24 protein-coding genes are annotated in these 25811 nt (G+C 62.7%); 10 read left to right on the top strand and 14 right to left on the bottom strand.

The features are described from left to right. The first annotated feature begins 47 nt into the window (after window positions 1-47). The gene (locus EK373_RS27690) at window positions 48-1313 is read left to right on the top strand and encodes a putative Na+/H+ antiporter (protein WP_129647858.1); all 1266 of its coding nucleotides are present in this window, start codon (window positions 48-50) and stop codon (window positions 1311-1313) included. 2 nt (window positions 1314-1315) lie between these two features. On the opposite strand, the gene EK373_RS27685 is transcribed toward EK373_RS27690, so the two are convergent. Both EK373_RS27685 and EK373_RS27680 read right to left on the bottom strand, forming a co-directional pair. Beyond that, entirely contained in the window at window positions 1316-2509 is a 1194-nt protein-coding gene (locus EK373_RS27685) for a M24 family metallopeptidase (protein WP_129647856.1), read from the bottom strand. Window positions 2510-2563: 54 nt separating this feature from the next. After that, window positions 2564-3064: an aminoacyl-tRNA deacylase gene (locus EK373_RS27680; protein WP_129647853.1), complete on the bottom strand. Its 501-nt coding sequence runs from the start codon at window positions 3062-3064 to the stop codon at window positions 2564-2566. Window positions 3065-3314: 250 nt separating this feature from the next. Here EK373_RS27680 and EK373_RS27675 point away from each other — a divergent pair, with 250 nt between their 5' ends. From EK373_RS27675 to EK373_RS27635, 9 genes are all read left to right on the top strand, one after another. Next, entirely contained in the window at window positions 3315-4511 is a 1197-nt protein-coding gene (locus EK373_RS27675) for a M48 family metallopeptidase (protein WP_129647851.1), read from the top strand. Then, the gene (locus tag EK373_RS27670; protein WP_129647849.1) at window positions 4495-5163 is read left to right on the top strand and encodes a TIGR00266 family protein; all 669 of its coding nucleotides are present in this window, start codon (window positions 4495-4497) and stop codon (window positions 5161-5163) included. The genes EK373_RS27675 and EK373_RS27670 overlap by 17 nt, the downstream gene beginning before the upstream one ends. Window positions 5164-5166: 3 nt before the next feature. After that, the gene (locus EK373_RS27665) at window positions 5167-5850 is read left to right on the top strand and encodes a TIGR00266 family protein (RefSeq protein ID WP_129647846.1); all 684 of its coding nucleotides are present in this window, start codon (window positions 5167-5169) and stop codon (window positions 5848-5850) included. Between the two features lie 9 nt (window positions 5851-5859). Further along, complete coding sequence (locus tag EK373_RS27660; RefSeq protein WP_129647844.1) at window positions 5860-6591, top strand: TIGR00266 family protein; 732 nt, start codon at window positions 5860-5862, stop codon at window positions 6589-6591. Between the two features lie 38 nt (window positions 6592-6629). Continuing rightward, entirely contained in the window at window positions 6630-7103 is a 474-nt protein-coding gene (locus EK373_RS27655) for an NUDIX domain-containing protein (RefSeq protein WP_157994566.1), read from the top strand. Between the two features lie 123 nt (window positions 7104-7226). Further along, the gene (locus EK373_RS27650; RefSeq protein ID WP_129647840.1) at window positions 7227-7916 is read left to right on the top strand and encodes a hypothetical protein; all 690 of its coding nucleotides are present in this window, start codon (window positions 7227-7229) and stop codon (window positions 7914-7916) included. Window positions 7917-7948: 32 nt separating this feature from the next. After that, window positions 7949-8767, top strand: a complete 819-nt coding sequence (locus tag EK373_RS27645) for a DUF5953 family protein (protein WP_129647838.1) — start codon at window positions 7949-7951, stop codon at window positions 8765-8767. 106 nt (window positions 8768-8873) lie between these two features. Next, window positions 8874-9818 carry a WD40/YVTN/BNR-like repeat-containing protein gene (locus EK373_RS27640; RefSeq protein ID WP_157994565.1) on the top strand — a complete coding sequence of 315 codons (945 nt, stop codon included), beginning with the start codon at window positions 8874-8876 and terminating at the stop codon, window positions 9816-9818. 117 nt (window positions 9819-9935) lie between these two features. Beyond that, complete coding sequence (locus EK373_RS27635) at window positions 9936-10403, top strand: YybH family protein (RefSeq protein WP_232831294.1); 468 nt, start codon at window positions 9936-9938, stop codon at window positions 10401-10403. Here the strand turns inward: EK373_RS27635 and EK373_RS27630 are convergent. From EK373_RS27630 to purU, 12 genes are all read right to left on the bottom strand, one after another. Further along, window positions 10381-11253 (bottom strand): amidohydrolase family protein, encoded by an 873-nt coding sequence (locus tag EK373_RS27630; protein ID WP_129647832.1) that lies wholly within the window; start codon window positions 11251-11253, stop codon window positions 10381-10383. The genes EK373_RS27635 and EK373_RS27630 overlap by 23 nt on opposite strands. A 7-nt stretch (window positions 11254-11260) precedes the next feature. Beyond that, window positions 11261-12661, bottom strand: coding sequence for a vanillate/3-O-methylgallate O-demethylase (ligM, locus tag EK373_RS27625; RefSeq protein WP_129647830.1), 1401 nt, complete (start codon window positions 12659-12661; stop codon window positions 11261-11263). Then, window positions 12658-13962, bottom strand: a complete 1305-nt coding sequence (locus EK373_RS27620) for a LysR family transcriptional regulator (protein ID WP_129647828.1) — start codon at window positions 13960-13962, stop codon at window positions 12658-12660. The genes ligM and EK373_RS27620 overlap by 4 nt, the downstream gene beginning before the upstream one ends. Further along, window positions 13955-14800: a class III extradiol dioxygenase subunit beta gene (locus EK373_RS27615; protein WP_129647825.1), complete on the bottom strand. Its 846-nt coding sequence runs from the start codon at window positions 14798-14800 to the stop codon at window positions 13955-13957. The genes EK373_RS27620 and EK373_RS27615 overlap by 8 nt, the downstream gene beginning before the upstream one ends. Beyond that, a complete protein-coding gene (gene ligA / locus EK373_RS27610; RefSeq protein ID WP_129647823.1) occupies window positions 14793-15179 on the bottom strand; it encodes a protocatechuate 4,5-dioxygenase subunit alpha in 387 nt (128 codons plus the stop codon). Before ligA ends, EK373_RS27615 begins: the two co-directional genes overlap by 8 nt. Next, entirely contained in the window at window positions 15179-17302 is a 2124-nt protein-coding gene (locus EK373_RS27605) for a 3-hydroxyacyl-CoA dehydrogenase NAD-binding domain-containing protein (protein WP_129647821.1), read from the bottom strand. Before EK373_RS27605 ends, ligA begins: the two co-directional genes overlap by 1 nt. A gap of 14 nt (window positions 17303-17316) precedes the next feature. Next, on the bottom strand, window positions 17317-19509 hold the full coding sequence (locus tag EK373_RS27600) for a TonB-dependent receptor (RefSeq protein WP_232831292.1): 2193 nt from the start codon (window positions 19507-19509) through the stop codon (window positions 17317-17319). Window positions 19510-19576: 67 nt separating this feature from the next. Next, on the bottom strand, window positions 19577-20863 hold the full coding sequence (locus EK373_RS27595; RefSeq protein ID WP_157994564.1) for an MFS transporter: 1287 nt from the start codon (window positions 20861-20863) through the stop codon (window positions 19577-19579). 45 nt (window positions 20864-20908) lie between these two features. Then, complete coding sequence (locus tag EK373_RS34455; protein WP_157994563.1) at window positions 20909-22090, bottom strand: alpha/beta fold hydrolase; 1182 nt, start codon at window positions 22088-22090, stop codon at window positions 20909-20911. Beyond that, on the bottom strand, window positions 22087-23868 hold the full coding sequence (locus tag EK373_RS27585; RefSeq protein WP_129647815.1) for a feruloyl-CoA synthase: 1782 nt from the start codon (window positions 23866-23868) through the stop codon (window positions 22087-22089). Before EK373_RS27585 ends, EK373_RS34455 begins: the two co-directional genes overlap by 4 nt. 117 nt (window positions 23869-23985) lie before the next feature. Then, window positions 23986-24903: a methylenetetrahydrofolate reductase gene (locus tag EK373_RS27580; protein WP_129647813.1), complete on the bottom strand. Its 918-nt coding sequence runs from the start codon at window positions 24901-24903 to the stop codon at window positions 23986-23988. A gap of 13 nt (window positions 24904-24916) precedes the next feature. After that, the gene (gene purU / locus EK373_RS27575) at window positions 24917-25762 is read right to left on the bottom strand and encodes a formyltetrahydrofolate deformylase (protein ID WP_129647811.1); all 846 of its coding nucleotides are present in this window, start codon (window positions 25760-25762) and stop codon (window positions 24917-24919) included. Window positions 25763-25811: the final 49 nt, after the last annotated feature.

Here is a 25811-nt window from a genome sequence, read left to right as displayed (position 1 = left end):
GACAGGTTGATGCGCAGGTCGGGCCGCCGCGCGGCTGGGCTGCGCGCATGACTATCGAATCCGACCCTCTGCTTCAGAAGATCGCCGCGGTGTTGTTTGCTCTGGCGCTTCTTCACACGTTCTCCGTCAAACACTTCGAACGAGCGGCTGCCTATTCGCCGCGCCACTCCGGGCTCTTTCACCTGTTGGGCGAAGTAGAAGTCGTATTCGGCTTGTGGGCGATCGTGCTGATCGTCTGCGTAGCCATGGCGGCGGGCGGCTCCCAAGCCATCGCATACGCAGAGTCGCGCAACTACACCGAACCGATGTTCGTATTCGTCGTCATGGTGATCGCGGCCTCGCGACCGATCCTGCACGCCGTCGAAACGGGCCTGCGCGCGGCCGCGCATTTGTTGCCGGTGCCGACGCCGCTGGCGCATGCCTGGTTGAGTCTTGCGATGGTGCCCCTGTTGGGCTCGCTGATCACCGAGCCCGCCGCGATGACGATCGCGGCGCTGATGCTCGCCCCGCAATTGTTTCAGCGGCACGTGCCAGAGCGCGTCAAGTATCTGGCTCTGGGAGCGCTGTTCGTGAATGTTTCCATTGGCGGCACCCTCACCTCTTACGCCGCGCCGCCAGTATTGATGGTGGCATCCACCTGGAACTGGGACAGCACCTTCATGTTGCTCAACTTAGGCTGGAAAGCAGCGCTGGTGGTGCTCATCAATGCCACGATCGCTACCTTCGTAGCGCGCAATCATCTGCAACCAGTTGCCGATGACACCTCGGCGCCACGGCCGAAAATCCCGGCAGTGATCGTGCTCGCACACATTCTGTTTCTGGCCGGTGTCGTCATCTTTGCGCACCATCCCATCGTCTTTCTCGGGCTCTTCCTCATGTTCCTGGGATTCACGCAGGCTTACGACGCGCACCAGAGTCCGTTGATCATCAGGGAAGCCCTGCTCGTGAGCTTCTTCCTGGCAGGCCTGGTGCTGTTAGGAGGCATGCAGCGCTGGTGGCTGCAACCCATCGTGTCCGGGCTGGAACCGCTCGCGTTGTTCGGCGGCGCGCTTGGCCTCACCGCGATCACCGACAACGCAGCGCTCACCTATCTCGGCTCTTTGATCTCGGGCATCAGCGACGAATCGAAGTACATGCTCGTCGCCGGAGCGGTCGCCGGCGGTGGACTGACCGTGATCGCGAACGCTCCAAACCCCGCCGGCGTGGCGCTGCTCAAGCGCGGTTTCGCGGATGAAACCATTGGCGCAGGCGGGCTCCTGCTCGGCGCAGCGGTGCCGACGCTGCTGGCAGCCGCTGCTTTCGTGGCTCTGTAGGGTCAGCCAAACGGTGCATCGATCGACGGCGACGGCTGCGTGAACCACTTCGGCCCGTGCTCGGACATATAAAAGTGATCCTCGAGCCGGATGCCGAAGCGGCCGGGGATCACGATCATCGGCTCGTTGGAAAAACACATTCCAGGGGCGAGCGGCGTACGATCCCCACGCACCAGATACGCCGGTTCGTGAATACTCAGTCCGATGCCGTGACCAGTACGGTGCGGCAGACCCGGCAATCGATAATCCGGCCCCAGCCCTGCGCGGGTGAGAAGCCCGCGCGCGGCGGCATCGACAGCCTGACACTCGACGCCCAACCGGGCGCTCGCAAATGCCGCCGCTTGCGCCGCATGTTCGAGTTCCCAGATTCGCCGCTGCTCGTCGGTCGCTTTGCCGAACACATAGGTGCGCGTGATATCCGAGTTGTAGCCCTCGACGCTGCACCCGGTGTCGATCAGAACGATGTCGCCTTCACGCAGCTGCTGCTCGCCCGGCAAGCCGTGCGGATAGGCGGTGCCTTCGCCGAACTGCACGATGCAGAACGTGCTGCCGGCCGTGCCGAGCTTGCGATGCGCATCCTCGATGAAGCGACGAACTTCGCCCGTCGAAATTCCTGGCGCCAGAATGCGCGCTGCCCGGCGGTGGACTTCGAGCGTCAGATTCTTCGCGTACTGCATGAGCGCCAGCTCTGCAGCCGACTTGTACATGCGACAACCGTTGACGACCGACGATGCGTCTTGCAGTCGCAGCGCCGGTATCTCAGCGGAGAGTCGTCCTGCCATTTCAAACGGAAGGGCAGGATCGATCGCTGCAACGTTCGCGCGCATGCCGCGTAATGCGGAAGCAACGAGCGCGAACGGATTCTCATCTTCTTCCCACAAACGCACGTCAGTCGCGATTTCGAGCACGGCCTCCAGTGAGCCGCTTTCGAACGCGGGACAAACCATCACTGGGTCACCGTCGACCGGCAGAATCATTGCAACCAGGCGCTCGCTGGCTCCCCACGGAACACCGGTGAAATATCGCAGGCTGGCGCCAGCGTTGATGATCAGCACATCCGCGCCGGCATCGCGAGTGAGACGCCGCGCGCGCTCGATCCGCTGGAGCCGCTCATCGCGGCTGATGGGCGGAGGCAGGGCATAGTCTGATTTCAGGGTAGCGAGCTCCGCCCCGATGCTTGATCCGCCAATGCTCATGATGGTCCCTCGACAACGATGCCGCGGACTATCTCATATGTCGGCGATCCGCGCTCATGCCGTCCCCCAAAGGCCCAGGCTCGATAGCATGGGCTCACTGAATGAGCCGTGCCGCTCGCTATTGAGTAGCGCCAGGAAGTCCCGAGTGCGTACGTGCACCAGGTGCCTGTGATCGCCGAACTCGAAGTACAAATCCGGCTCCGACATGAGCTGCTCGTCCCAAACGCTCTCGATGCCGTAGGCGGGCCCCAACGGCGGCACGGCGCCCAGCGCACAATCCTCGAACACGCTCTCCACGTCCTCGCGCGGCGCCAATTCGACCGAAAGCTGCAATTGCCTGCGCAACTCGTCGAGGTCGAGATAACAATCGGCCCGAGTCACGGCCAGCAGGTATTTACCGTCTGCATTCAACAGCACGCCTTTCGCAATCTGCTGAGGCGGAATATGAGCCACCCGAGCGGACTCGAGACTGCTGCCGGTGGGCGCATGCTCCACGAGTTCGTGCGCCAGGTGATTCCGCTCCAGGAAGTCCTCTACGGTCGTTGCATAAGCCATGACAGTTCTCCTGCACGATTTTGCGATGCGGAGACGGGCTACGCGGTCCGCCTCGAACCGGATTGTCGCTCCGATCCGAGTGCCGTAACGAGACAGGAACTTCCGACGCCGTCGTACTCATCGAACCGGCGGCCGCGATTGTAGAACTGTGAACCGGAGCAACTGTTGGCCTTGCTGGCGCGCTCGCCTTTAACTTACATTGCCCGCGGCAGATTGCACTATAAAAATCAGCGGAATTCGATCACAGCGGATGTCCGAGTCGCTCTATCAGGCTCATGCATTTCACGAAAGCATCGCTCGAGGTCGCGCCGCCGGCGATCTGAGCGTGAGTGCGGCTGGCTTTTGCTTCCGTAGCGACGCGCACACGGTGACGATGCCGCTTGCGGGCGCGCGGCTCACGCTGGGTGGCGCCAGCGACCGCATCGTCTTCATCGCACACCCGGACTTTCCAGACTGGTCGATCTACACCAGCGATCAAGCGATCCTGCGCGATCCGGTATTGGCCGCTCACCCGGAGTTGACGGCCGCACTGGGCGCGATGCGCCGGAAGCGAGTGCATAACCGGGCAGTGTTTGCTGCCATCCTTGCGGTGCTGGTTGCAATCCCCGTCGTGCTGTTGCTCAACATGGGTTGGCTCACTGGCGTCGCCGCCCGGCAGATCCCCGCCTCCTGGGAGGAACAGCTCGGCAAGACCGCGTTCGGCCAGTACCAGGTGCAGGCCGACATCATCCAGGATCCGCAGACCGCCAAACTGCTGACCGAGCTCACGGACGTGTTGACGCAAGCGCTGCCGGACTCGCGCTATGAGTTTCATTTCTACGTGGCGCGCGAATCTTCGCTGAACGCATTTGCGCTGCCCGGCGGTTATGTGGTCGTCAACTCGGAGCTGCTGCTGCGAGCCGATTCTGCGGAAGAAGTTCTGGGCGTGTTGGCTCACGAGATCTCGCATGTCAGCTCCCAACACGGCACGCGCAATCTCATTGCCTCCACCGGACTGTTTTTGACTGTTCAGGCCGCACTGGGCGATGCCAGCGGCTTGCTGGCCACGCTGGCGAGCGCCGCGCCGTTCCTGCTGTCGCAGAAATATTCGCGCGGCTTCGAGAACGAGGCGGATGAGCAAGGGTTCGAACTATTGCAACGTGCACGCATCGACGGTCGCGGCATGGTGACCTTCTTCGACAAGGTGCAGGCCGAAGAAGAAAAAACGCGAGCGAAGGTCCGCGAGCAGGTCGGCGACGGCGCTGGCGCGGTGCTCACGGAAACGCCCGAATTTCTAGCTACGCATCCAACCACCGACTCTCGCATCGAGCGTATGCGCGAAAAGGCGGCCCGCCAGCAAGGCCCCTATCGGGACATGAGCGCGACATTCAATGCGCTCAAGAGTCGCGTCCGTGAACTTCAAGCCGAGCATCCTTCGCAGGAGACCGTGAATGAAAACGCAGATTGATGGAGCCCCCGCGTTTGCGCACCTCCAGGTGACGCTGGCGCCGGGCGAAGCCATCGTTGCAGAGTCGGACGCCATGGCCAGCATGGCCGCCGATCTGACCATGCGCACACAACTGAACGGCGGTCTGTTCGGCGCGATCGCGCGGCGCCTGTTCGGCGGCGAGTCGATCTTCATCAATCGCTTTCAGAATGAGACATCGGCCCCGAAGCAGCTGACCCTGGTGCAGCCAACGCCCGGCGACATGCAGTGCAAGGAACTCGCTGCGGGCGAGTCCTACTATCTGCAGCCCGGCGCTTTCCTGGCGTGCGAACCGACGGTGAAGATCGGCCTGAAGTGGGCCGGACTGGTGTCGTTCATCGCGAAGGAAGGTCTGTTCAAGATCTCGGTGACCGGCCCCGGCAAGGTCTGGTACGGCGCTTATGGCGCGCTCATCGAACGCGAGATCGACGGCGAATTCATCGTGGACACGAGCCATCTCGTCGCCTACGAGCCTGGCATCGAACTGAAGCTGCAGCTCGCCGGCGGACTCATCTCCAGCGTCATGGGCGGCGAAGGTCTGGTCACGCGCGTCTGTGGCAAGGGCCGCATCGTCATTCAAACCCGCAGCCTGAGCGGGCTCACCGGCTGGCTCAATCCGAAACTCTGGGGCTGAACGATGGACATCCAAGTCGTACACCGGCCCGGCAACAGCGCTGCGAAGCTGACGCTCGACGCCGGCGAGAGCGTGACGGCCGAAGCGGGCGCCATGATCGCGATGAGCGCCGACGTTGGCATCACGACCACGACTCACAAGCGCGGCTCGGGCAGCCTCACCAAGACGGTGAAGCGCTGGTTCGCCGGCGAGTCGCTGTTTCTAAATCACTTCGAATCCCGCCGCGCGGGCTCGGAAGTGTGGCTCGGCACGCCGCTGCCCGGCGACATGACGAGCATGACTCTGCAACGCGAGAGCCTCATCGTGCAGGGCGGCTCGTTCGTGGCCTGCGAGAGCGGCGTCGAAGTCGGCGTGGGCTGGCAGGGTTTCCGGACGCTGCTCTCGGGCGAGAGCTTGTTCTGGGTCAAGCTGCAAGGCACCGGCAAAGTGCTGCTGAACTCGTTCGGCGCCATCTACGAGCAGCCGGTCGATGGCGAATTGATCGTCGATACCGGCCACATCGTGGCATTCAACGAGACGCTCCAGTTCACGCTCACCAAGGCCGGCGGCAGCTGGCTGCACTCGATCCTCGGCGGCGAAGGACTGGTCTGCAAGTTCCGCGGCAAAGGCACCGTCTGGTGTCAATCGAACAATCAGCGCAGCTTCGGCACGGCGCTGACTCCGACTCTGCGCGCTCGCTCACGCTAGGAACAACTCATGTCAGCGCAATTCAACATTACGCCAGTTTCGCCCGATGCTGCAGCGAAGACTCTGGCTCCCGATCCGCGCGGTTTGAAATTCAGCGTTCAGGGTCAGCCCGACTACGCGTTCCTGAGCGTGCAGATTCCCGCGAATCAAACATTGAAAGTGGAAGCCTCCGCGATGGCGACCATGGACACGAACCTCGCGATGAAGACTCGCCTGCGCGGCGGCCTGGGCCGCTTCATGACCGGCGAATCCATCTTCATCAACGAGTTCACCGCCCAAGGCGGACCGGGCGAGATCGGCATCGCGCCGGGCGCGCCTGGCGATCTGCGTCACGTCTATCTGGACAATCAAACAATCTATCTGCAGAACTCCGCCTATGTCGCCTCGACCAGCGGCGTTGCCGTGGAAAGCAAGTGGCAAGGCCTGGTGAAAGGATTTTTCTCGGGTGAAAGCCTGTTCCTCATCCGCTGCCAGGGCCAGGGCGACCTGTGGTTCAGCAGCTACGGCGGCATCATCGAAATCGACGTGAGCGGCGAGTACGTGGTCGACACCGGCAACATCGTCGCGTTCACCGCCGGGCTGAGCTACAACGTCACCAAGGTCGGCGGTTACAAATCGTTGTTCTTTTCAGGCGAAGGCTTCGTCTGCCGTTTCTCCGGCCAGGGCCGCGTCTGGATTCAAACCCGTAAGGTCGGCCCGCTCGTCTCCTGGGTGTGGCCGTTCCGGCCGTCCAAGAAGTAAGATCGCCGGGCGCGATGCCACTCCGCACGAGGTGCCCGATGGAGCTTCAACCAAACGTGTTCGACGTGTGGGTGTTCCGACGCACACCTTCCCGCGGCGTTGAATACCTGCTGCTTTACACGTCGCAGGAGAAAGCGGATCGCTGGTTCAACGGCGGGCGTTTCTGGCAAGTGCCAAGTCAAATGACCGAGCCGTCGGAGCGGATCGTTCCGGCAATCGCGCGACGCTTGCGAGAGTTCGGTCTCGAGCCGAAGACCGTGTGGGCGGCCGAGCATGTCTACACCATCTACAACCGCCGATTCGACTGCATGCAGATCATTTCCGTGTACGCAGCGGAAGTGAGCGCGGAGGGCATTGAGCTCAATCCTGTGGAACATGCGGAGTATCGTTGGTGTCCCTACGACGAAACCTACGACCTCGTCACGTACCGTGGCCTGAAGGATGGCCTTCGTTCAACAAAGGAATATGTGACCGGCCGGGTCGATCCGCCTCGGGAGCTGCAATTGCTGTGAGGACCACGCGGCGACCTCACGACCTCAATCGATAGTGTCCAAGCCGGGAGACGCTTGACTCGAGCGACAGCAAAGACGGCTAATTAGCGCCGACATCGAATATGTCGAGGACACGGAGGTTCCATGCGCACATTCATTCTCGTGGCGGCATTGACGCTCACAGCGTGCGATTCGCGGCCACCGCCAAAGACTCTCAGTGAGATCAACCAGATCGTCGGCATAGCAGAACAAGCTATCGGCGTGGTGCAGAAGATCGGAGCCGGCGCATCCACAGCGGACGTTAAGGAAGCAATGCAGGAGATGTATGCGGCCATCGCTGCCGCCGACGGCCAGATCAATGAGATCACGCAGCGGATCGGCGGCGGAAAGTACCTGGGCAGGCATTCGATCGACCCGTTGGACGTGAGCGCCTGCACCCGTTCGCTCGCCTTTGGCGTCCAGGGGCTCGAGTCCCAGATCATGCTGCCCCCTTTGGTGAACAGCGCCGTGGAATGCGGTATCAATGCCAGGATCTATTACGAAGACGTGTCCACCAGTGCCGGCGCCGCCGTCGCTCTGGCCCTGGGCGTCATCTATCCGATAGTGCTGGTCGCTAACGTCAAAGCCGGCGTGCCGGCCGGGCCTCCGTTGCAAGAGTACCGTTCCGTCAATGAAATCATCATCGCCAGACTGACGCCGAAGTGTCGTGAGCGGCAGCAAAGCCGTTCCGCCGGAGGCGCACAGGTGCGCTACGAATGTGCAGCGTATGAAGTGGCGATGGCTGTCCAGCCGAAGCTGGAAGCGTTGGGGAACCAATTGCCGACCACGCCCTGATCCACAAAGGCACGTCTTCCGCGGGTGATTGCATGCTGAGCAGAATCCAGATGGCAAACATTTCTCGCTATTTCGTGACCTTCAAGGTCCCGGTGCAGCGAGACACGCTTGCCGATCGTCTCGCGGCCGCGTGCGACGTCGTCGAACGGGCATTTCCGGGCCAGAAGCTCTGTTTGGCATCGTCCTATAAAGAGCCTGGCACCGACATTCCGGTGAGCGATCGGCGCAAATACCTGGCTCAGCGCGCCCGGACCAAGATGCACTGGTTCCACCTGCACAATGGCAAATCTGTGCGCGGCCGAGGCGGCGGCCCTATGTTCGACGATGGCCGGGTCGCGCTCGGCGGACGCATCCACCGGCACGACCTTGGACTGCTCAGCATGACCGTGGACTTTCCCGACGCGCCCTGGACATTTTGCGAGAAGCTGCTCGTCGAAATCGGTGACGCGTCGGCTGCCTCTCACGCGGCGGTCGTTCCGGACGGAAACGAGGCGCTGCGCGCAACTCAGTTCGACACGTCGACGGCGCAGCCCGATCCGACGCTTCTCGAAAGAGGCATTCCGCGGCTGACCGACTTCACGTACACCGGGCCGGCGGTCCCGACTCAGCCGATGTATCTTGGCTGGCTGAACTATTGGTCTGCCGCGACCTGTACCTTTCTTGGCTTTCCGGATGAAGCCCGACACGCAGCGCTGACTCCGCATTCTTACAGGACACCGGCCGGTGCCTGGCTCGTCAAACTCACGGCGGAACCGCTGGATACCCGCCGTTCCGACCATATAGATGTTCTCGCGACAGCGTATCGAGCATTGCCGCGACTCGGCCTACGGCCTGCGCCTGACAATTTTTGAAAGCATCAAACATTCGTCGTCGCTACGCCGGCTTTCGCGCAGTCTGCTCGGACCGGGATCAGGTATGCTCAGTGGCCTTTCTCCTCAGGGTCAGGAGCAGGTTCCGATGGCTACACCGACTGTGCTCGTGGCAACCTGGAGCGACGGTTTGATCGTCATCTCCGGCGCAAATTCGGAACACGAACTGGAAGGTCAGCCGGTGCGAGGACTGGCGCCTGACGGCGATGGTGGCGCTCTCGCAGTCGTTGGCGGGCGCACGCTGCGCCAGCGCAGCGCTACCGGCGTGTGGCGCACGCTCGCCGTGAGCGAATCCGAGCTTGCAGCTATCGCGACTGTTTCGGGCGAGATTTACGTCGGCACTGAGAGTGCAGAGGTGTTGCGTCTCGGCGCGAGCGGCAATCTCGATCCGCTTTCCGGGTTCGCCGCCGTGCCCGGGCGTGAAACATGGTATGCGGGAACGGCGCTCATCGATGGCAAGTTGCTCGGCCCGCCGCTGGGCATCCGGTCCATGGCCGCGACGTGCGACGGTGCTGCCCTTCTCGCGAACGTGCATGTCGGCGGCATCCCCCGCTCGACGGACGGTGGCGCAACCTGGCAACCGACGATCAATATCGATGAAGACGTACACGAGGTGCGTGCTCACGAAAGTCGCCCCGAGATCGTCATCGCCGCGGCCGCCACTGGATTCTGCATCAGCCGCGATGGCGGCAAGACATGGAGCGTGGAACAAGAAGGCTTGCACGCGCCCTACTGTTCGGCGGTCGCATTCGCGGGTGGCGATGCCATCGTTGCCGCATCCGACGGTCACTTCGCTGCACACGGTGGAATCTATCGCCGTCCGTTGGATGGATCGGGTCCGCTGTTACCGGTCGGCGCAGGACTGCCGAAATGGCTGGAGGGCATCGTCGATACAGCCTGCATAGCGACGCACGCCTCGACGCTTGCGCTCGCCGATCAGGGTGGGACCCTATATGTGTCCGAAGACGCTGGGCGGACGTGGTCACGCAGAGCCGAGCGGCTGCCGACTCCCAGCAGCATTCTCATACTCTAAGCATCTGGGCATCCTGGCCTTCCCAGCGAAATGGGCGCTCCGCCCGTACCAACGCTCACTTGCTCGCGACAGATTTACGCGTATCGTTCGCTCGCTCCCCCAGTTCAGGACATGCGCATGAGCCTCAAGACTTCACTGACCTGCTTCATCGCTCTGGTCGCCTTCGCCGGTGCGGCTGCCGCCGATCGCACAGCATTGACCAAAGAGGTACGCGATGCAGAGCAGGCATTTGCAGCCACCATGGCGGCTCGCGATCACGCCGCGTTCACGCGACATCTCTCGGAGGACGCGGTGTTCTTTGACGGTGACAAAGCAACCCGCGGAAAAGCGGCAATCGCGGCGGCATGGAAGGCGTACTTCGACGGTCCGAATCCGCCGTTCTCCTGGGCACCCGAAACCGTCGAAGTGGTCGACTCCGGCACGCTAGCCCATAGCAGCGGCCCCATCCTGGATCCCAAAGGCAAGCGCGTCGGAACGTTCAATTCAGTGTGGCGCCGCGAGCCGGACGGCACATGGCGCGTCGTGTTCGACAAGGGATGCAACGCATGCGACTGTACGAAGGCTACCTCAAGCGCAGCGCCTTGATCGCGTTCTCCTTGAGAATCAGCGGCCGCACCTCGGGCTTGAAGCCGGCCTCCGCGAAATCTTTCATCCAGCGCTCGGGCGTGATCAGGGGATAGTCCGAGCCGAACAGCATCTTGTGCTTGAGCTGGCTGTTGGCGTGCTGGATCAACTGCGGCTGAAAGTACTTCGGCGACCACCCCGACAGGTCGATATAAACATTCGGCTTGTGCAAGCACACCGACAGCGCCTCGTCCTGCCACGGCCAGGACGGGTGCGCGATGATGACGTTCATCTCGGGGAAGTCCGCGGCGACGTCGTCCAGATAGATCGGGTTGGAGTACTTCAAGCGCAGTCCGCCGCCGCCCGGCATTCCGGTGCCGATGCCTGAGTGGCCGCTGTGAAAGATCGCCGGCAGCCTGTGCTCGGCGATCACCTCGTATAGCGGATAGGCCATCCGGTCGTTAGGAAAGAAGCCCTGCGCGGTGGGATGAAACTTGAAACCGCGGATGCCGCCGTCTTTCAACAGGGCTTTCGCCTCGCGCACGCCCATCCGACCCTTGTGAGGATCGATGCTGGCGAACGCGATCATCATGTCGGCATTTTCGCGCGCCGCATCCGCCACTTCTTCGTTGGGGATGCGGCGCGCGCCGATCTGATGTTCGGAATCGACCGTGAACATCACCAGCCCGATCTTCCGCTCGCGATAGTAAGCCACCGTCTCGGCGATGGTTGGCCGGCGGCTGCCGGCCTTGAAGTACACGTTCGCTGCCTGCTCATATTCCTGCCACGCCTCGTCCATCGGGCAGCGGCAGGAAACCTCGGCGTGCGTGTGTACGTCGATCGCAATCAGCTCATCGAGCTTGAGCGTCATGGCAAGCTCAGGCCTGCCTGCTACGCCAGCCCTGGTGATACCCCTCGCGAGCGTCACGCGCGTAAGGCACCGGCGCCACCTTCACGCGGACTTCGAGCTGAGTGTGGCGCTCGACGGTGGCCTTGTCGGTGCCGCCGTTCTCCTCGCCCCACAGCAGGGTGAGCTCGTCGCCCACATTGATGCCTGCATCGACGACGCCCAGCGACAGCACCCTGCGCTCGTTGAAACTGGCGCCACCGAACATCGAGAAGCCCACCACTCTGCCGCCCTTCAGCACGGCGTCGTAGGACGACGATCCGTAATTGAAGTTTGGAATGTCCATGTACTTATAGTTCGGCATCGACGGATCGAACATGGAACGATAGATCTTCGCCAGGTCCTCGGGATGCCACTCGAAAGTGACTTTCTTGCGCTGTGGCTGGTGCTGCATTTTCTCCAGCGCCTCGCGGCCGACGAAGTCGTGATCGAACTTTACGAACGGGCCGTAGCCCAAGGCATACGGCGTCAGATAGTAGTCCTCGATATTGTCGGAAACGAAACTGCCGGCGATGGAGCCGGTCGCTTCGTAGCCGCTGGCCGGAAGCCACTCGCGATACGCCTTCATCTTCTCGCCGGTGTAAACGGCCGGTAGCGGCGAAGGAATCCAGCCGGATTCCAATGTATTGGTCGAGTAGGCGCGCGCCCCCACCTGCACCAGCCCGAACTCCTCGCCCGCCGCCAGGATGACTTCGCGAATCTCATCGTACTGTTCGTACGGACCCCAGATCTCCAGGCCCGGCTCACCGGCCATGCCGTGACGCAGGCAACGCACCTGCCGACCTTTGATGTTGATGGTGTCCATCGAGAAGAACTTCACGTCGGGCAGCGGCCCGCCGTTGAGCTTGGCGAGAATCTGCGAAGCCTTCGGGCCTTGGATCTGATACCGATAGTGCCGCCGCGTGACCAACTTGCCGCGCGGATACGAAGGAGATCGATCGTCGCGGATCGTCTCTACCTTGAACTCGCCACTCTCGGCGTGGAACTGCATCCAATTCACGGTCGGCGCACGGCCGACGAACAGCAGCTCATTCTTGTCGAGATAAAACAGAATGCCATCGCCGATGACGTAGCCGTCATGGCTGCACGGGACCATCTGCTTGGCGCGGTTCGGCTGGAAATTGTTGAAACTGTTGATGGTGAGATACGAACACAGTTTGAGCGCGTCCGGCCCCCTCACCGTGAACTCCGCCATGTGGTGGGTCTGGTCGAACAACACTGCGGTCTCGCGCCAGCCCCGCTGCTCGTCCCGCCAATTGCTGAACTCGTAGGGCACGACCGGATAAACGTACGCCCCAATCTTCGAGTTGCGCAACATGTGCACCGGATTGCCGGCTTGCTTCAATACACCTTCCAAATTCATCGGCTTCATCGTCTCGTCTCCACAGTAATTCCGTCTTTCATTTCATCGCCGACTGCGCGCAGGTGGCGCAGCAGCGCGTGCAAACCAATCGAACGCTTGGCGTCGGCTCGCGTCGTGATGCCTATCGGGCGCTCACTACCGCGCATGTCGATGGGCAACACCGACAACATCCCGTGCAGTTCCTCGTAGTGAATCTGGTTGCGCGACAGGATCGAGAGCCGGTCGCTTTCGATCAGCAACGCGCGCAGCGCGACCAGTGCATTGGACTCGATCGCGTTCTTCGGCAGCGGCAGGCCGGCGGCGTGCATGACCTGCTCGAAAGCCTTGCGCGAGGGCGCGGCCTTGTACGGCAACACCCACTCGCAGTCGATCACGTCAGCAAGCTTCAACGATGCCGCCGAGGCGAACGGGTGCCCTTTCCGGCCGACGACCGAGAGCAAGTCTTCGAACAGCTTCTCCTGCACGATGTCGCTACAAGGAATCGGGTAGCGAAGCACGCCAACCAGCAGGTCGACGTCACCGCAGCGCAGGCTCTCCAGCAGCGACTCGTAGGTTCCTTCAAGGAGCGTGATCTGCAGGTCCGGATGTTCCTGTTTCAAACGCGTTACCGCGCGCGGCACGAGCAGCGTGCTCGCCAGTGGCAAAGCGCCGACCACGATGCGACCGCTGATACTGCCGAACTGGGCGGCGATATCGTCACGCGCCTGCTGCAGCTCATGGAACATCAGCTTCGTCCGCCGCAGCATGATCTCTCCGGCACGAGTCACCAGCATGCCGCGCGCCGTTCTGATGAACAGATCGGTTTCGACGATGCGCTCCAACTGGCGCAGCGTCTGCGTCACCGCAGGCTGCGAGATATCGAGCTCTTGCGCCGCTGCGGTTTCCGTTCCATGGCGATCGATCGCCACCAACGTTCGCAAGTGCCGATTGGTCACCTTCGCGCCGATGCTCGCGGTCGAACGCCGGGACACTCCCAAGTCGACCAATTCCTGCTCGGCGTTAGCCAACTGAGCGAAGGCGCGCTGAGTACGCTCGACGAGAATGGCGCCCACAGTGGTAGGCACCATGCCCTTGGGTGTACGCGCGAACAGTTCGAGGCCGAGCGCCTGCTCCAGCTCATGAATCGCGCGCGTCACTGCCGGCTGCGTCACATGCATCAGCGATGCGGCTTTGTGAACGGAGCCGCCCTGCGCAACCGACACCAGTGCACGCAGCTGCCTCACGTTCGGATCGATACGAGCGGGCAACGGCCGCGATTGCTCGCGCATGGCATTCGGGTGGAGCAGGATCGAGGCCGCTTTGTTACTCATTTGCGTTCTCGAGGATCAGATGGCCGACTGCGGTATTGGATGCCGGCACGTGGTAGAAGCGCCGCACGGCGCGGACCTTCGCAGTCAGCGATCCGCGGGCGATCAACCACATCACCAGCTCGATGCCTTCCGACCCGCTTTCTCGCAGGTAATCGATGTGCCGGATCGAGGCGGCCTGCTCTGGCGCGTCGATGAGCAGGTCCATGAAGCGAGCATCGAAATCCGAGTTGATGTGACCGGCGCGCGGCCCCTGCAGCTGATGTGACATTCCTCCCGTCCCCCACACCATCACGCGCAGATCGCGATCGTAGCTTGCCACCGCCTTGCGCAGAGCGTGACCCAGGCGCAGGCAGCGATTGCCCGTCGGCGGCGGGTACTGCACGACATTCACCGCGAGCGGAATGACTTTGCACGGCCACGCTTCGGGCTGACCGAAGACCATCGACAGCGGCACCGTCAGGCCGTGGTCTACATCCATGCGATTGATCAGCGTCAGGTCGAACTCATCCAGGATGAGTGACTGCGCCAGATGGGCCGCGAGCTCCGGATCGCCCTTCACGACCGGTACCGGGCGGCGGCCCCAGCCCTCGTCGGCCGGCTCGAACTCGGCACCGCAGCCCAGTGCGAACGTCGGAATCACGTCGAGCCCGAGCGCAGTCGCGTGATCGTTGTAGACCAGGATGACCACATCGGGCCGTGCGTCCGCAATCCAGCGTTTCGCGAACTCATAGCCTTCGAACACAGGCCGCCAGTACTCGTCGCGAGTCTTGCCCAGGTCGACGGCCGCGCCCATCGCCGGCAAGTGCGAGGTGGTCAACGCGGCGAACACTTCAGCCATCGTTCTGCTCGCGCTTGTAGCGGTTTCCGTCCGGCGAGCGGCCGCCGCTCAACATCATCTTCGCGTAGGCGTCCTGAGACATGCCAGCCATTTGCGCGCACGCGAACTGCACCGAACGACCGTCGGTGAAGAACAGCTTCGCCATGAAATAAACATTGCCTCCCAGCTCCAGCATGCGATTCCAGGAGCGGCCGAGCACCGCGTCGACCTGCTCCTCGCTCATGCCGAACGCGCTCACGTAGGCAGCCTCGTCAGCTTTGAACCGCTTGCGATTGTCTTCGTGCATCAGCGACATGCAGAAGCGATTCAAGTGATATCCCTGACGTGCGCGCTCGGCATCGAACACGTAAGTCCCGGGAATGTCGTCGTACTCTTTCATCAGGCGGCGCGCTCGCTGTCCCAATCTGCGAACGACCTGTCCTGCTGAGCGAGTGTTTGGAGCAGTGGCGCCGGCCGCCAGTAGTCGTTGCGATTCTTCATGCGAGCGCCGTAGTACTCGATGCGCTCGAGGACGTGCTTAAGCCCGAGGCTGTCGGCGTGAAACATGGGGCCGCCGAGATGCCTGGGGAAGCCATAGCCATGCACCCACACCACATCGATATCGGCAGCGCGCATCGCGATGCGAGCTTCGAGCACCTGCGACCCGACGTTGATGAGCTGCACCAGGCACCGCTCCACGATCTCAGAGGCTTCGAGCGATCTTTGGGCGATGCCGCGACCGGCGGCTAGCTTTGCAATGAGCCCGATCACCTCGTCATCCGGCAGCGCCTGCCGCTCGCCCGGTCGATACCGATAGAAGCCCGCAAGCGTCTTCTGCCCGAGGCGGTTCATCGCCGTCAGCGCATCGGCGATGACAAAGTAAGGATCCGGCCGCGTCTCGCGTTTGAACAACTCGATGCGGGTCTTGGTGCCGACATCGGTTCCGCCGAGATCGTTGACGCGCGCTGGCCCCATCGCGAAACCGAAGGTTTCCATCGCGCTGTCGACCTGTTCGGGCGTCGCGCCTTCCAACATCAGCAGCTCCGCTTCACGCCAGTAGCCGTCCAGCATCATCTTGTTGCCGATGAAGCCGAAGGCATCGCCGGCCACGACTCCGATCTTCTTCAACTGCTTTGCCAGCATCAGCGCCCGGCCGAGCGCTGCCGGATCGACGGTTGGCGCGCGCACGATCTCGAGCAGTTTCATCACATGCGCCGGGCTGAAGAAATGCAGCCCGACCACCCGCTGCGGATCGCGGCAGGCTCGTGACAGCTCGGCGATGGATAAAGTGGAAGTATTCGAGGCCAGCAACGTCGACGCCGCAGTGAGCGAGGCGACCTTGGACAGGATGCTTTGTTTGAGCGCCAGATCTTCGAACACCGCCTCGATCACCACGTCTGCCTCGGCAGCGGCCCCCAGGTCCAGCGAGTCCACGATGCGTCCGCGCCGGCGCGCGGCTTCTTCATGAGTCAAACGCCCGCGCTCCACACTCGACTCGTAGTTCGATGCAATCGACGCCAGCCCGCGTTCGATGCCCTCGGCATGGGAATCGATCAATGTAACGGCGATGCCTGCGTCGGCGCACGCGGTGGCGATGCCGCTGCCCATCGTTCCCGCCCCGATGACCGCGACGCGGGCAATCGGCGCCTTTGAGGAATCCATCGCGACACCGGGCACTTTCGCGACCTGCCGCTCGGCGAAGAACAGGTGGCGCAGTGCCCTGCTTTCGGTCGTCGCAATCGAGCGATCGGCAATGCGACGTTCGATAGCAAGCCCGGCGTAGAAGTCCGATTGCGTGGCCGCAGTGAGTGCCTCGACGACCAGTTGCTGAGTCGTGCGCCCTTTCAAGGCTCGCGAATGTTTGCTGAGGGTGAGAGCAATGCCTGCCGCATCGAAGCCCCTGGCCTCGACCGCCCGCCTGCCCGTCGGACGGGGCTCTGCGCCCTGCTCGATCAATTGCTCGCAGAAACGTTGTGCTCCCAGCAGCAGATCTGCGTCGACCACTGCATCGACCAGTCCGAGCTTCAGCGCCGCCGCGGCGTCGACAGGTGCGCCAGAGACGATCATGTCGAGTGCCGCCGCCGCCCCGATGACTCTCGGCAAACGCTGCGTGCCACCTGCACCCGGGATCAGTCCCAGCGTGATCTCTGGAAGACCGAGCTTTGCATCCGCCGTCGCCACTCGGTAGTGACATGCGAGCGCCAGTTCGACGCCGCCGCCAAGCGCCATTCCATGTAGCGCGGCGACTATTGGCTTATTCGACGCCTCAATGGACGCGAACACCGACTGCAATGTCGGCTCCGCCATCGCGCCATCGAATTCGCCGATGTCGGCGCCGGCCGAAAACGTCTTACCGGCGCAGGCGATGACGATTACCCGCACGGACTCATCGGCGAGGGCTGTCTCGAGGCTGCGTGCAAGGCCGGCGCGAACCGATGCTCCGAGCACATTCACCGGCGGGTAATCGATCAGCAAGAAGCCAACCTGATTCCGCATGTGATACTGAACGGCGTCTGACGGCATCGGTCCCTCGCTCCTCAGAACTTATAACCGGCGGTCACGCCATACGTGCGCGGAGGCAAATAGGTGCCGGTGATCGTGCGCGCGGTGGACGTCACATAAATGCCGGACACGATCATCTCATCCGACAGGTTCTTACCCCAGAAATTGAGCGTGAACTTGCCGCCGGCGCCCGTGTACAGCAGGTTGGCGTCGTACAGCGTAAAGCCGTCCTGGCCGGTGATCTCATCATTGAACTCCGTGTAGTACTGCTTATCCCGGCTCGACACTCCGCCGGTCAATGCCAGCGATGCGCCACTCGTCAGCGGCCATTCGTAGGTTGCCGAGAGTTCGGCGGTCCAATCCGGCGTATTGCGCGGACGGTTGCCGGTCAGATCCTCCGGCGGCAGGCTCGACCCACCCGGCCCGAACAGCGCCGGATTGATCGGGTTCTGCGACAGGAACTTGTCGAAGCGAATGTGATAGTAGGTGCCGGCGAACGACACCTTGAAGCGCTCCGTCGCGATCCAACTGGTCTCGAGCTCGACACCCTTGCCGTCGGTGGTCGCCGCGTTCTCCAGTCGGGCGGCATAGAACGGCGGCGCAGTGATGGCGTAGGTGCGATCGTACTGCGCATCCTCGACCTTGTATTTGAAGGCGGCGACGTTGAGCATCAACGAGTCCTTCAACAGCCAGCTCTTCAAGCCCGCCTCGATGTTCTCGATCGTCTCGGGATTGACCAGGTTGGGCACGCGCTCGCCAAGATTGGCGGTGCCGCTCTTGAAGCCTTCCGAATAGGTGGCGTACAGCATGACCGAATCCATGGGCCGCAGCTCGACACCCACCTCCGGAGAGAAATCCGAATAATCTCGAGACGCACGCTTCACCGGATCGAAGACAGCGGCCGGGTCGACCGGGCTCGCCACCGCAAAATGATTCTCCATCGCGCGCTTCTCCGAGCTGTAGCGTGCGCCGGCCTTGATAGAGAACATCTTGGTGAGGTCGTAAGTGAAGTTGGTGAACAACGCCCATGCGTCCACATCGAGCGTTGCCGGCACGATCACTCGGGAGCGGGTGGGCTGTCGCACAGGATCGCGACCCAGCAGCACCAGGCTGTCGATGTCCTCGGTCAGGTAGAAGGCGGCGGCTATGCCGTGCAGCCGGTCGCCTTCGTAGATGAACTGCAGTTCCTGAGAAAACTGCTCATCGCCGATGGCCTGTAACTGCGTCGTCGACGTAGGCGCCGGCGGGAAGTTGCCGTTCACCGTGTCAGAGACATCGAAGTCCTGCGTCAGCTGATCGTCGAACTCGCGATAGTTGGTCAGCGATTTGAACGAGATTGCATCGCTGACGCCGACCGTCAATGTGGCAGTGGCCGCCCAGGTCTCGCTTTCGAACGTCGGGCGGAAGTCGCCGCCAGCGTTGCGCGAGTTCGGCGACACGTTGGGCAGACCCGTGGCCCGCAGGCTGGGCAGCGGCGGGTTGGGAAACATGGGCGCGATGAAGTGCACGGACTTGGTGTGATCGTCTTCCTTGGCATACTCGCCACTGAGCAACAGGTCCACGTCCTCGCTGAATTTGAATTGCAGGTGGCCGCGCGTGGCGATCACATTGAGGTCATCGATGTCTTTGCCGCTGCCAGTGTGCTTGCCGTAGCCGTCGTGATGTTGATAGTGGACAGCGACGCGGCCGAGCAGCTTTTCTGTGAGCGGTCCGCTTAGCGCGGAGTCCAGTCCGTAGCTCAGATCGCTGCCGCCGACTGAAACATTGGTGTAGCCGCTGAAGTTCTGCGTGGGCTTCGCGGTCACCAGGTTGATGGAACCGCCGGTGGCATTGCGGCCATACAACGTTCCCTGCGGGCCGCGCAGCGCTTCGACCCGCTCCAGATCGAACAGCGACGCGAATTGCGCGGACGCTTGCGCGACCACGGCGCCGTCGACGTGCAGCGCCACGGAAGGATCGATGCCGGCAAACGAGCTGTTCAAACCGACGCCGCGGATGAACAGCTTCGCAAACGCAAAGTCGTTGCCGAACGTGACACCCGGCACGCGATGCTGCAGGTCCTCGATGCTCGAGATGTTGCTACGGAGCAGGTCGTCGGCGGACAGCGCCGTGACGGCCAGGCTCACGTCCTGCAACGATTGTTCGCGTTTCTGCGCCGTCACGATCACTTCTTCCAGCTCGGCAGCGCGCGCTGTCAGCGGCAGCGTCAACGTCAATGCCACAGCCATCATCGGAACTCGTCTTGATGAATACACGGCAGCCCCCTGTCGTATCGACCCTGTTTATTCGACCTCTCTAGCGGCTCAGCGCCAGCCGCGGCGGCGCTGCCAACATCGATCCTCGCAATAACCAGATGGACATCGCAGACAGTGCCGCGCCAAGCGCCATGATCCCCGCGACACTGGGGCGGCTCGTTCCCACCGCCATCAACCAGCCGCCGAGCACGGGACCGAGCATTCCGCCGAAACGACCCAGGCCGATGGCCAAGCCCGTGCCGGTGGCGCGCAGGTGCGTCGGAAATACGCGAACGAACGTCGCGTAGAACCCGACCGCCGACGAATAGAGAAACCAGCCGAGCACGAACGCGACTGCCTTGAGAGCGAACAAATCGGGTTGCGTGCGGCCGAATACGGCAAGCGAGAGCGCTGTGAGCAGCATCGCGCCGCTCGCCAGCGGTTTGAGATTGATGTGTCGGGCGAGATACCCGAGCAGCGCGCCGCCGATGATTCCACCCAGATTGGTCCAGACCGACACTTCCGCGCCAACACTCGCGGTGAAGCCCAGTGCCGTGACGATGGAAGGAATCCAGCCGAGCACGTAGTAGCACGTCATCATGTAGAGGAAGTACGCCGCGCAGATCAGCGCCGTTTGCGCTACGAGCTGCTTGTCGAACGCCGCCCAGACATTCATGCGCGGCTGCCGCGTTCGGGCTGGCATTTCAGCAATGTTTGCTCGCCCCATGCGGCGAAGAATCGTATTCACACGATTCAATGCGTCCGGCGAACGTTTGAACACCAGGAACTCGATGGACTCTGGCAGGCGCCACCACACCACGACCAGGATCAGCGTCGAGACTACGCCGCCGAACAGAAAGACCGAGCGCCAGTCGAACTCGCGCAACAGCCAAGCGGCGGCCGTGCCGCCCAGCACGCCGCCCAACGGATAGCCGATGGTCATGAGACTGACGCAGAAGTCGCGGCGAGTGTCATTCGAATACTCGGCAACCATCGCATTGATGGAAGCGAGCATGCCGCCGATGCCCAGCCCGGTGACGATGCGCCAGATCGACAGCGCGATGACGTTGGCGGCAGTCGCGGACAGCAGCATGCCCACGGTCATCAGAATCAAACACAGCAGGATGATGGGACGGCGGCCGATGGAATCGGCGAGCGGCGCCAGCAACAGCGATCCCACCGACATGCCGACCAGGCCGGTGGAAATGACGATGCCGAGCCCGCCCGGACCCAGTCCCCACTCGCGCGTGATGCCCGGCCCGGCGAATGTGATCGCGAGGATATCGAAGCCATCGAGTGCATTGAGCGCGACACAAATCGCGACCGCGACGATTTGAAACGAGCTCATGGGCTCGCGACGCAGCTGTGCACTGGGATCGATTGGCGCCATGCCTCACCCACCGCTTTCGACGTGCAGGAGAAAGCGTGCCTGACGGTGCGCAATGCGCCACCGTCCGTCGGAGCACAAGCGCAAGGTGTCTTCGAATTCCCCGACGACTTGCCGCGACTGCGCACGGCGGCCGAAATCGCCGGCTTCGTGATCGGCATTCCCCGTCCACAGCAACACATTGCTGATGGCGTGCGCCTCGTCGGGCGCGCGCAGATCGACGACACTGCCGGACACCAGATGTCGAGTCAGGTAGGAAGGCGGCCGGGATCGGTAGGACGCAAGCAATGCGTCGACCCCGCAGAGAGGTTCTTTGCCCGGCCGCAGGACGACCGCATCGGGTGTGAAGAACTGGGCGAAGCCGTCCAGGTCGTTGGCGTCGAGTTTGAGTGCGGCCCGGCGCACCACATCACGACAGGCCGACTCGGCGAGCTGACGCTCCAGCAGCGCGATGGGTCGCTGCGCGACCGGGATGTCGCCCTTCCCGCTCAGCCATTCCGCCAACGCGGCCGTCACGGCCTCCGGTTGTTCCAGCGTACTCATGTGACCGCTTTCCTCGATGATGCGCAGACGCGCGCCGCGGACGATCACGGCCATCTGCAAGTGTTGCGATAAGGGACTCCAGGCATCCTGGCGCCCGCAGGCCACGAGCGTCGGACAATGGATGGCGAGTAGCTGCTCCATCGCATTGGGCCTCGCGAGCAGCGCTCGGATCTGCGCGGCAAATATTTCTGGCGTCTTGCGCTCGACCATGTCGACGACGGCTTCGAACAGCGATGAATCGAGTCGCTTGGGATGCACCATCCCCGAGGCCCACCGCCTCCCCATGGCGCGCATGCCGTTGCGACGAGCCTCTTCGAGCAGCGCCAGCCGAGATGTTCGTTCCTCTTCGCCTCGGGCGCCGGGCTGGCGCGGCTGCCAGCCGGAGTCGAGCAGCGCCAGGCGCTCGACTCTATGCGGTGCGAGCCGCAGCACTTCTAGCGCGACCCGGCCGCCCATCGAATGTCCCGCCATGGCGAATGTCTCGGCCGGCACATCGCGCAGGATGGCTCGCGCCATGTCGGTGAGCGAATGAATCGAGCCATGATCGGGCACCCAGACTCGAGCGTGGCTCGACAGGGCGCGCCTTTGTTCCGACCATGCGAACTCGTCGCAGAGCAACCCTGGAATCAGCGCCAGCGTGGTCATGACAGCACCACCACGCCGGGCTCGCGAGGCGAGCAATACAGCCGCTCGACCATCGCTTGACGCGCCAGGATCACGGCGCGCTGATTGATCGTGCCTTTGTCCGTGACTTCGCCTGCGACGATCGACGGTGGCTGTTGCAACACGAGCGCCCGAGTCACGCGCTGCGAGCCACCGCCTGCTCGATGCGCCAGCACTTTGAGCAGATCGCCCAACCAGGTCTGCACACCGGCAGAGGAAAGCCGTGAGGCCATCGTGCTAAGAAACACGAGCATGCCGAGTTCATCGCGATCCTGGCCGACGAACACGACGTCATGGATGTATGGCGCGCCGGCCGCCAGCACTGCCGAACGCATCGCGCCGACATTGACCCAGGTGCCGCTCGAGAGTTTGAAATCCTCGGCGATGCGGCCGTCGAAACGCAGCCCGAGGCTGGGCTGAGCCGGATCGATGAATACCGCGGCATCGCCGCTACAGAAGAAACCTTCGTCATCGAAGGCCTCGCGACTGATCTCCGGCTGACGCCAATAGCCAGGCGTGATGCTCGGCCCGCGATAGCGCACTTCGAGCTTGTCCGCGACCGGCGCCAGTTTTACGTCGACGCCTGGCGCTGGCAGTCCAATCACTCCCGGTTGCCACGTCGGCAGATGCGCCGAGATGGCGAACGGAGCCGTCTCCGTCATGCCCAGGCCCATGGTCATCGGAGTCTTGCGCCCGCGCACTTGCATCGACATCTCGTCAATCGCGTCCTGCACCGGCTTCGGCAGGCCGGCGCCGGCAGGAAATATCAATTTCATGCGGCTGAAGAAGCGCGTGCGAAGGCGCTCATCGCCGCGCATTGCGTCGACCAGCATCTCCAAGCCTTTCGGCACCGTGTAGTAGACGGTCGGCGCCACCTCGCGCAGATTCGCAACCGTCTGCGCCATACCCGCCGCCGTCGGCTTGCCCGCATCGATGTAGAGCGTGCCCCCGTGTGCGAGCACCGTTCCCATATTGGCGTTGCCGCCGGCCGTGTGATGCCAGGGCAGCCAGTCCACCAGCACTGGCGGCTCCTCTTCGAGAAACGGATAGCACTGGGCATACATTTGCTGATTGCACGAGAGCATGCGATGCGTGTTGATGACTGCCTTCGGCATGCGCGTGGAGCCGGAGGTGAACATGAACTTCGCGATCGTGTCGCCCGTCACCGCTTCATGTGCGCGCTTGACGTCGACGCTCGCCTCGCTCATCAGGCTGCAGAATGGCGTGTGACGCCGCGAGGAGAAGTGGCCATCAAGAGCGACGACTTCTGTTGCCGCCGGCACAGCCCCCGATACCGCGTTGTCGAATGCTCGAGCGTCCTCGGCATACACCAATCCCGGCGTCAGCAGCGAGATCGTGTGCTGGACACGCCTTGCCTCGGGATCGACGAGCGAATATGCCGGCGATAACGGCGCGACCGGCACGCCGACATGCATGGCCGCGAATGTGAGCAGTGCGTGCTCGATACTGTTGCCCGAGAGAATCACGAGCGGCCGCTCGGCACTGAGGCTTCGTTGCAGCAAGCCTGCGGCGATGCTCTGGATCTGTGCGAAGGCGGCCGCATAGCTGAGCTTGCGCCATTCGCCATGGGTGTCGCGCTGGGCGAGCCAGACGGCCTCGGGACGCTCCCGGGCCCAGCGCGCGAGATATTCGGTGAAGCGGCGAGGATAGGAACGCAGCGGGTCGACAGAGCGCAGCGACCAACATCCGTCGGCGCGCCGCTCAGCCACTCCTGCGTAGGGACCCAGCCTTGTGTCCACTCCATCCCCGCAATATCTAACTGTTTATATTCGATCCAAGCAGCCGATTATTGGGAGACGGCAGACCGTCGCGCCAATGCCGAACCGCGGCCAAGCGATAAACTTTGCTGATAGTCCTCAGTCGACGCGGAAACCACCGTGCCGATCGAGCGTGAACTCGCCGTCGCCGACACGCTTCAACCATTCGCTCGTTCGCAAGAAACCGCCGAACGTGAAAAGGTGCAGGCCGTCATACACATCGGGTCGTGACACGCCGGCCAGCGTGCGCATGAGCGTCTCGGGCCCGTGGTCGCCGATGAGCTTCACCATCGAGGTCGGCCTTGCCCCCAGCGCACGAATCGACGGGCCGACGCCACAGCGCACCGCATAGCGAAGCAGCGTCGCGATACTGGCGGGGCCGGACAGGCCTGCGACGAGCCTCGAGTTGACACCGTCAGCGCGTAAGCCCGCAGCCCACTCGAGGAACGGCGGCGCTTCGAAAAAGAACTGCGTGAGCAATGTGGCTTGCAATCCTGCCGCTTGCGCCAGCTGCGCCTTGTCGCGTTCGGCTCGTCGGATTTCGGGCAGCGCCACTCGTGGATGTCCTTCGGGATGGCCCGCCATCGAAATCCTGCGCAAGCCGAGCTCGACCAGCTTGCCGGTTCGCAAAACCTCCGCAACAGTCGAGTACGGCCCGCGCGCCTGCGGATAATCGCCGGAGATCAGCAGCACCTCCGCAACCTCGGCTCGTCGGACAGCCTCGTGCAGAAACTCTTCGAGCGAGCGCTCGCTCTCCAACAAACGAACCGGCACATGCGGCACCGGCTCGAATCCAACCTCTCGCACCTCGCGACAAGCGTCGAGTGTCTGCTGCCATGTCTGCTTCGGCAGATGGCTCACGTAGACCTTTTTTCCTGGTGACAACAGCACGCGGGCAGGACGCAGCTGAGGAGCATCCTGCACGTTCATTTCGATGGAACACTCTCGCGCCAGCCTGGCAATGCTTGCCCGATCGACCGCGGGTTGCGGCATGTCCTCTAACTTGGGTTGTGTCATCTACGACCTGCGCTCAGCGAAACACGACGGTGCGATTGCCGTTCAACAAGATGCGGTGTTCGACGTGCCATTTCACCGCACGCGCCAGCACTGCACACTCCACGTCGCGCCCCACAGCGGCGCAATCGTCTGCGCTCATGGCATGATCGACGCGTGCTACGTCCTGTTCGATGATGGGCCCTTCGTCCAGATCCTCCGTGACATAGTGCGCGGTGGCGCCGATCAACTTGACGCCGCGATCGTGCGCCTGCTGGTACGGCCTCGCCCCCTGGAAGCTCGGCAGGAACGAGTGATGTATGTTGATGGCGCGACCCTGCAGCCGTTGGCACAACGTCGGCGACAGAATCTGCATGTACCGGGCAAGCACGACCAGGTCGGCGCGCGTTTCGGCCACGATCTCCAGCAACTGTTGCTCCTGGCGTGGTTTGTTCTCCGGGCTCACCGGCAGGTAATGGAACGGGATGTCGTTGGCGGCGGAGAGCCGATAGAAATCGCGATGGTTCGAGACGATCGCGGGGATCTCGATGGCGAGCGCGCCGATTCGATAGCGATACAACAGGTCATTGAGACAGTGCCCGAACCTGGAGACCATCAGCACGACTCGCTGCTTGACCGCGAGGTCGTAAAAGTCCCACTGCATGGAGAACTTCTCGGCGATCGGCGCAAACGCCGCCTGCAGGGCTTCGACCGGCTGGGCCTGCTCGCCATCGAAACAAACTCTCATGAAGAAGCGCTGCGCCTGGTCGCCGAACTGGGCGCTCTCCACGATGTTGCAGCGGTGTTCGAGCAGAAAGCTGCCCACGGCGGCGACGATGCCTCTGCGGTCCGGGCAGGAAAGCCTGAGGATGTAACGCTGCATGCGGCGGTCTTTTCGAGAATCGTCCAATGCAGGCTATGCTCCGGCTCCG

Source organism: Peristeroidobacter agariperforans (assembly GCF_004138335.1).
In the GTDB taxonomy this organism is placed as follows: domain Bacteria; phylum Pseudomonadota; class Gammaproteobacteria; order Steroidobacterales; family Steroidobacteraceae; genus Steroidobacter; species Steroidobacter agariperforans.
This window is presented reverse-complemented; position numbering and strand designations above follow the sequence as displayed.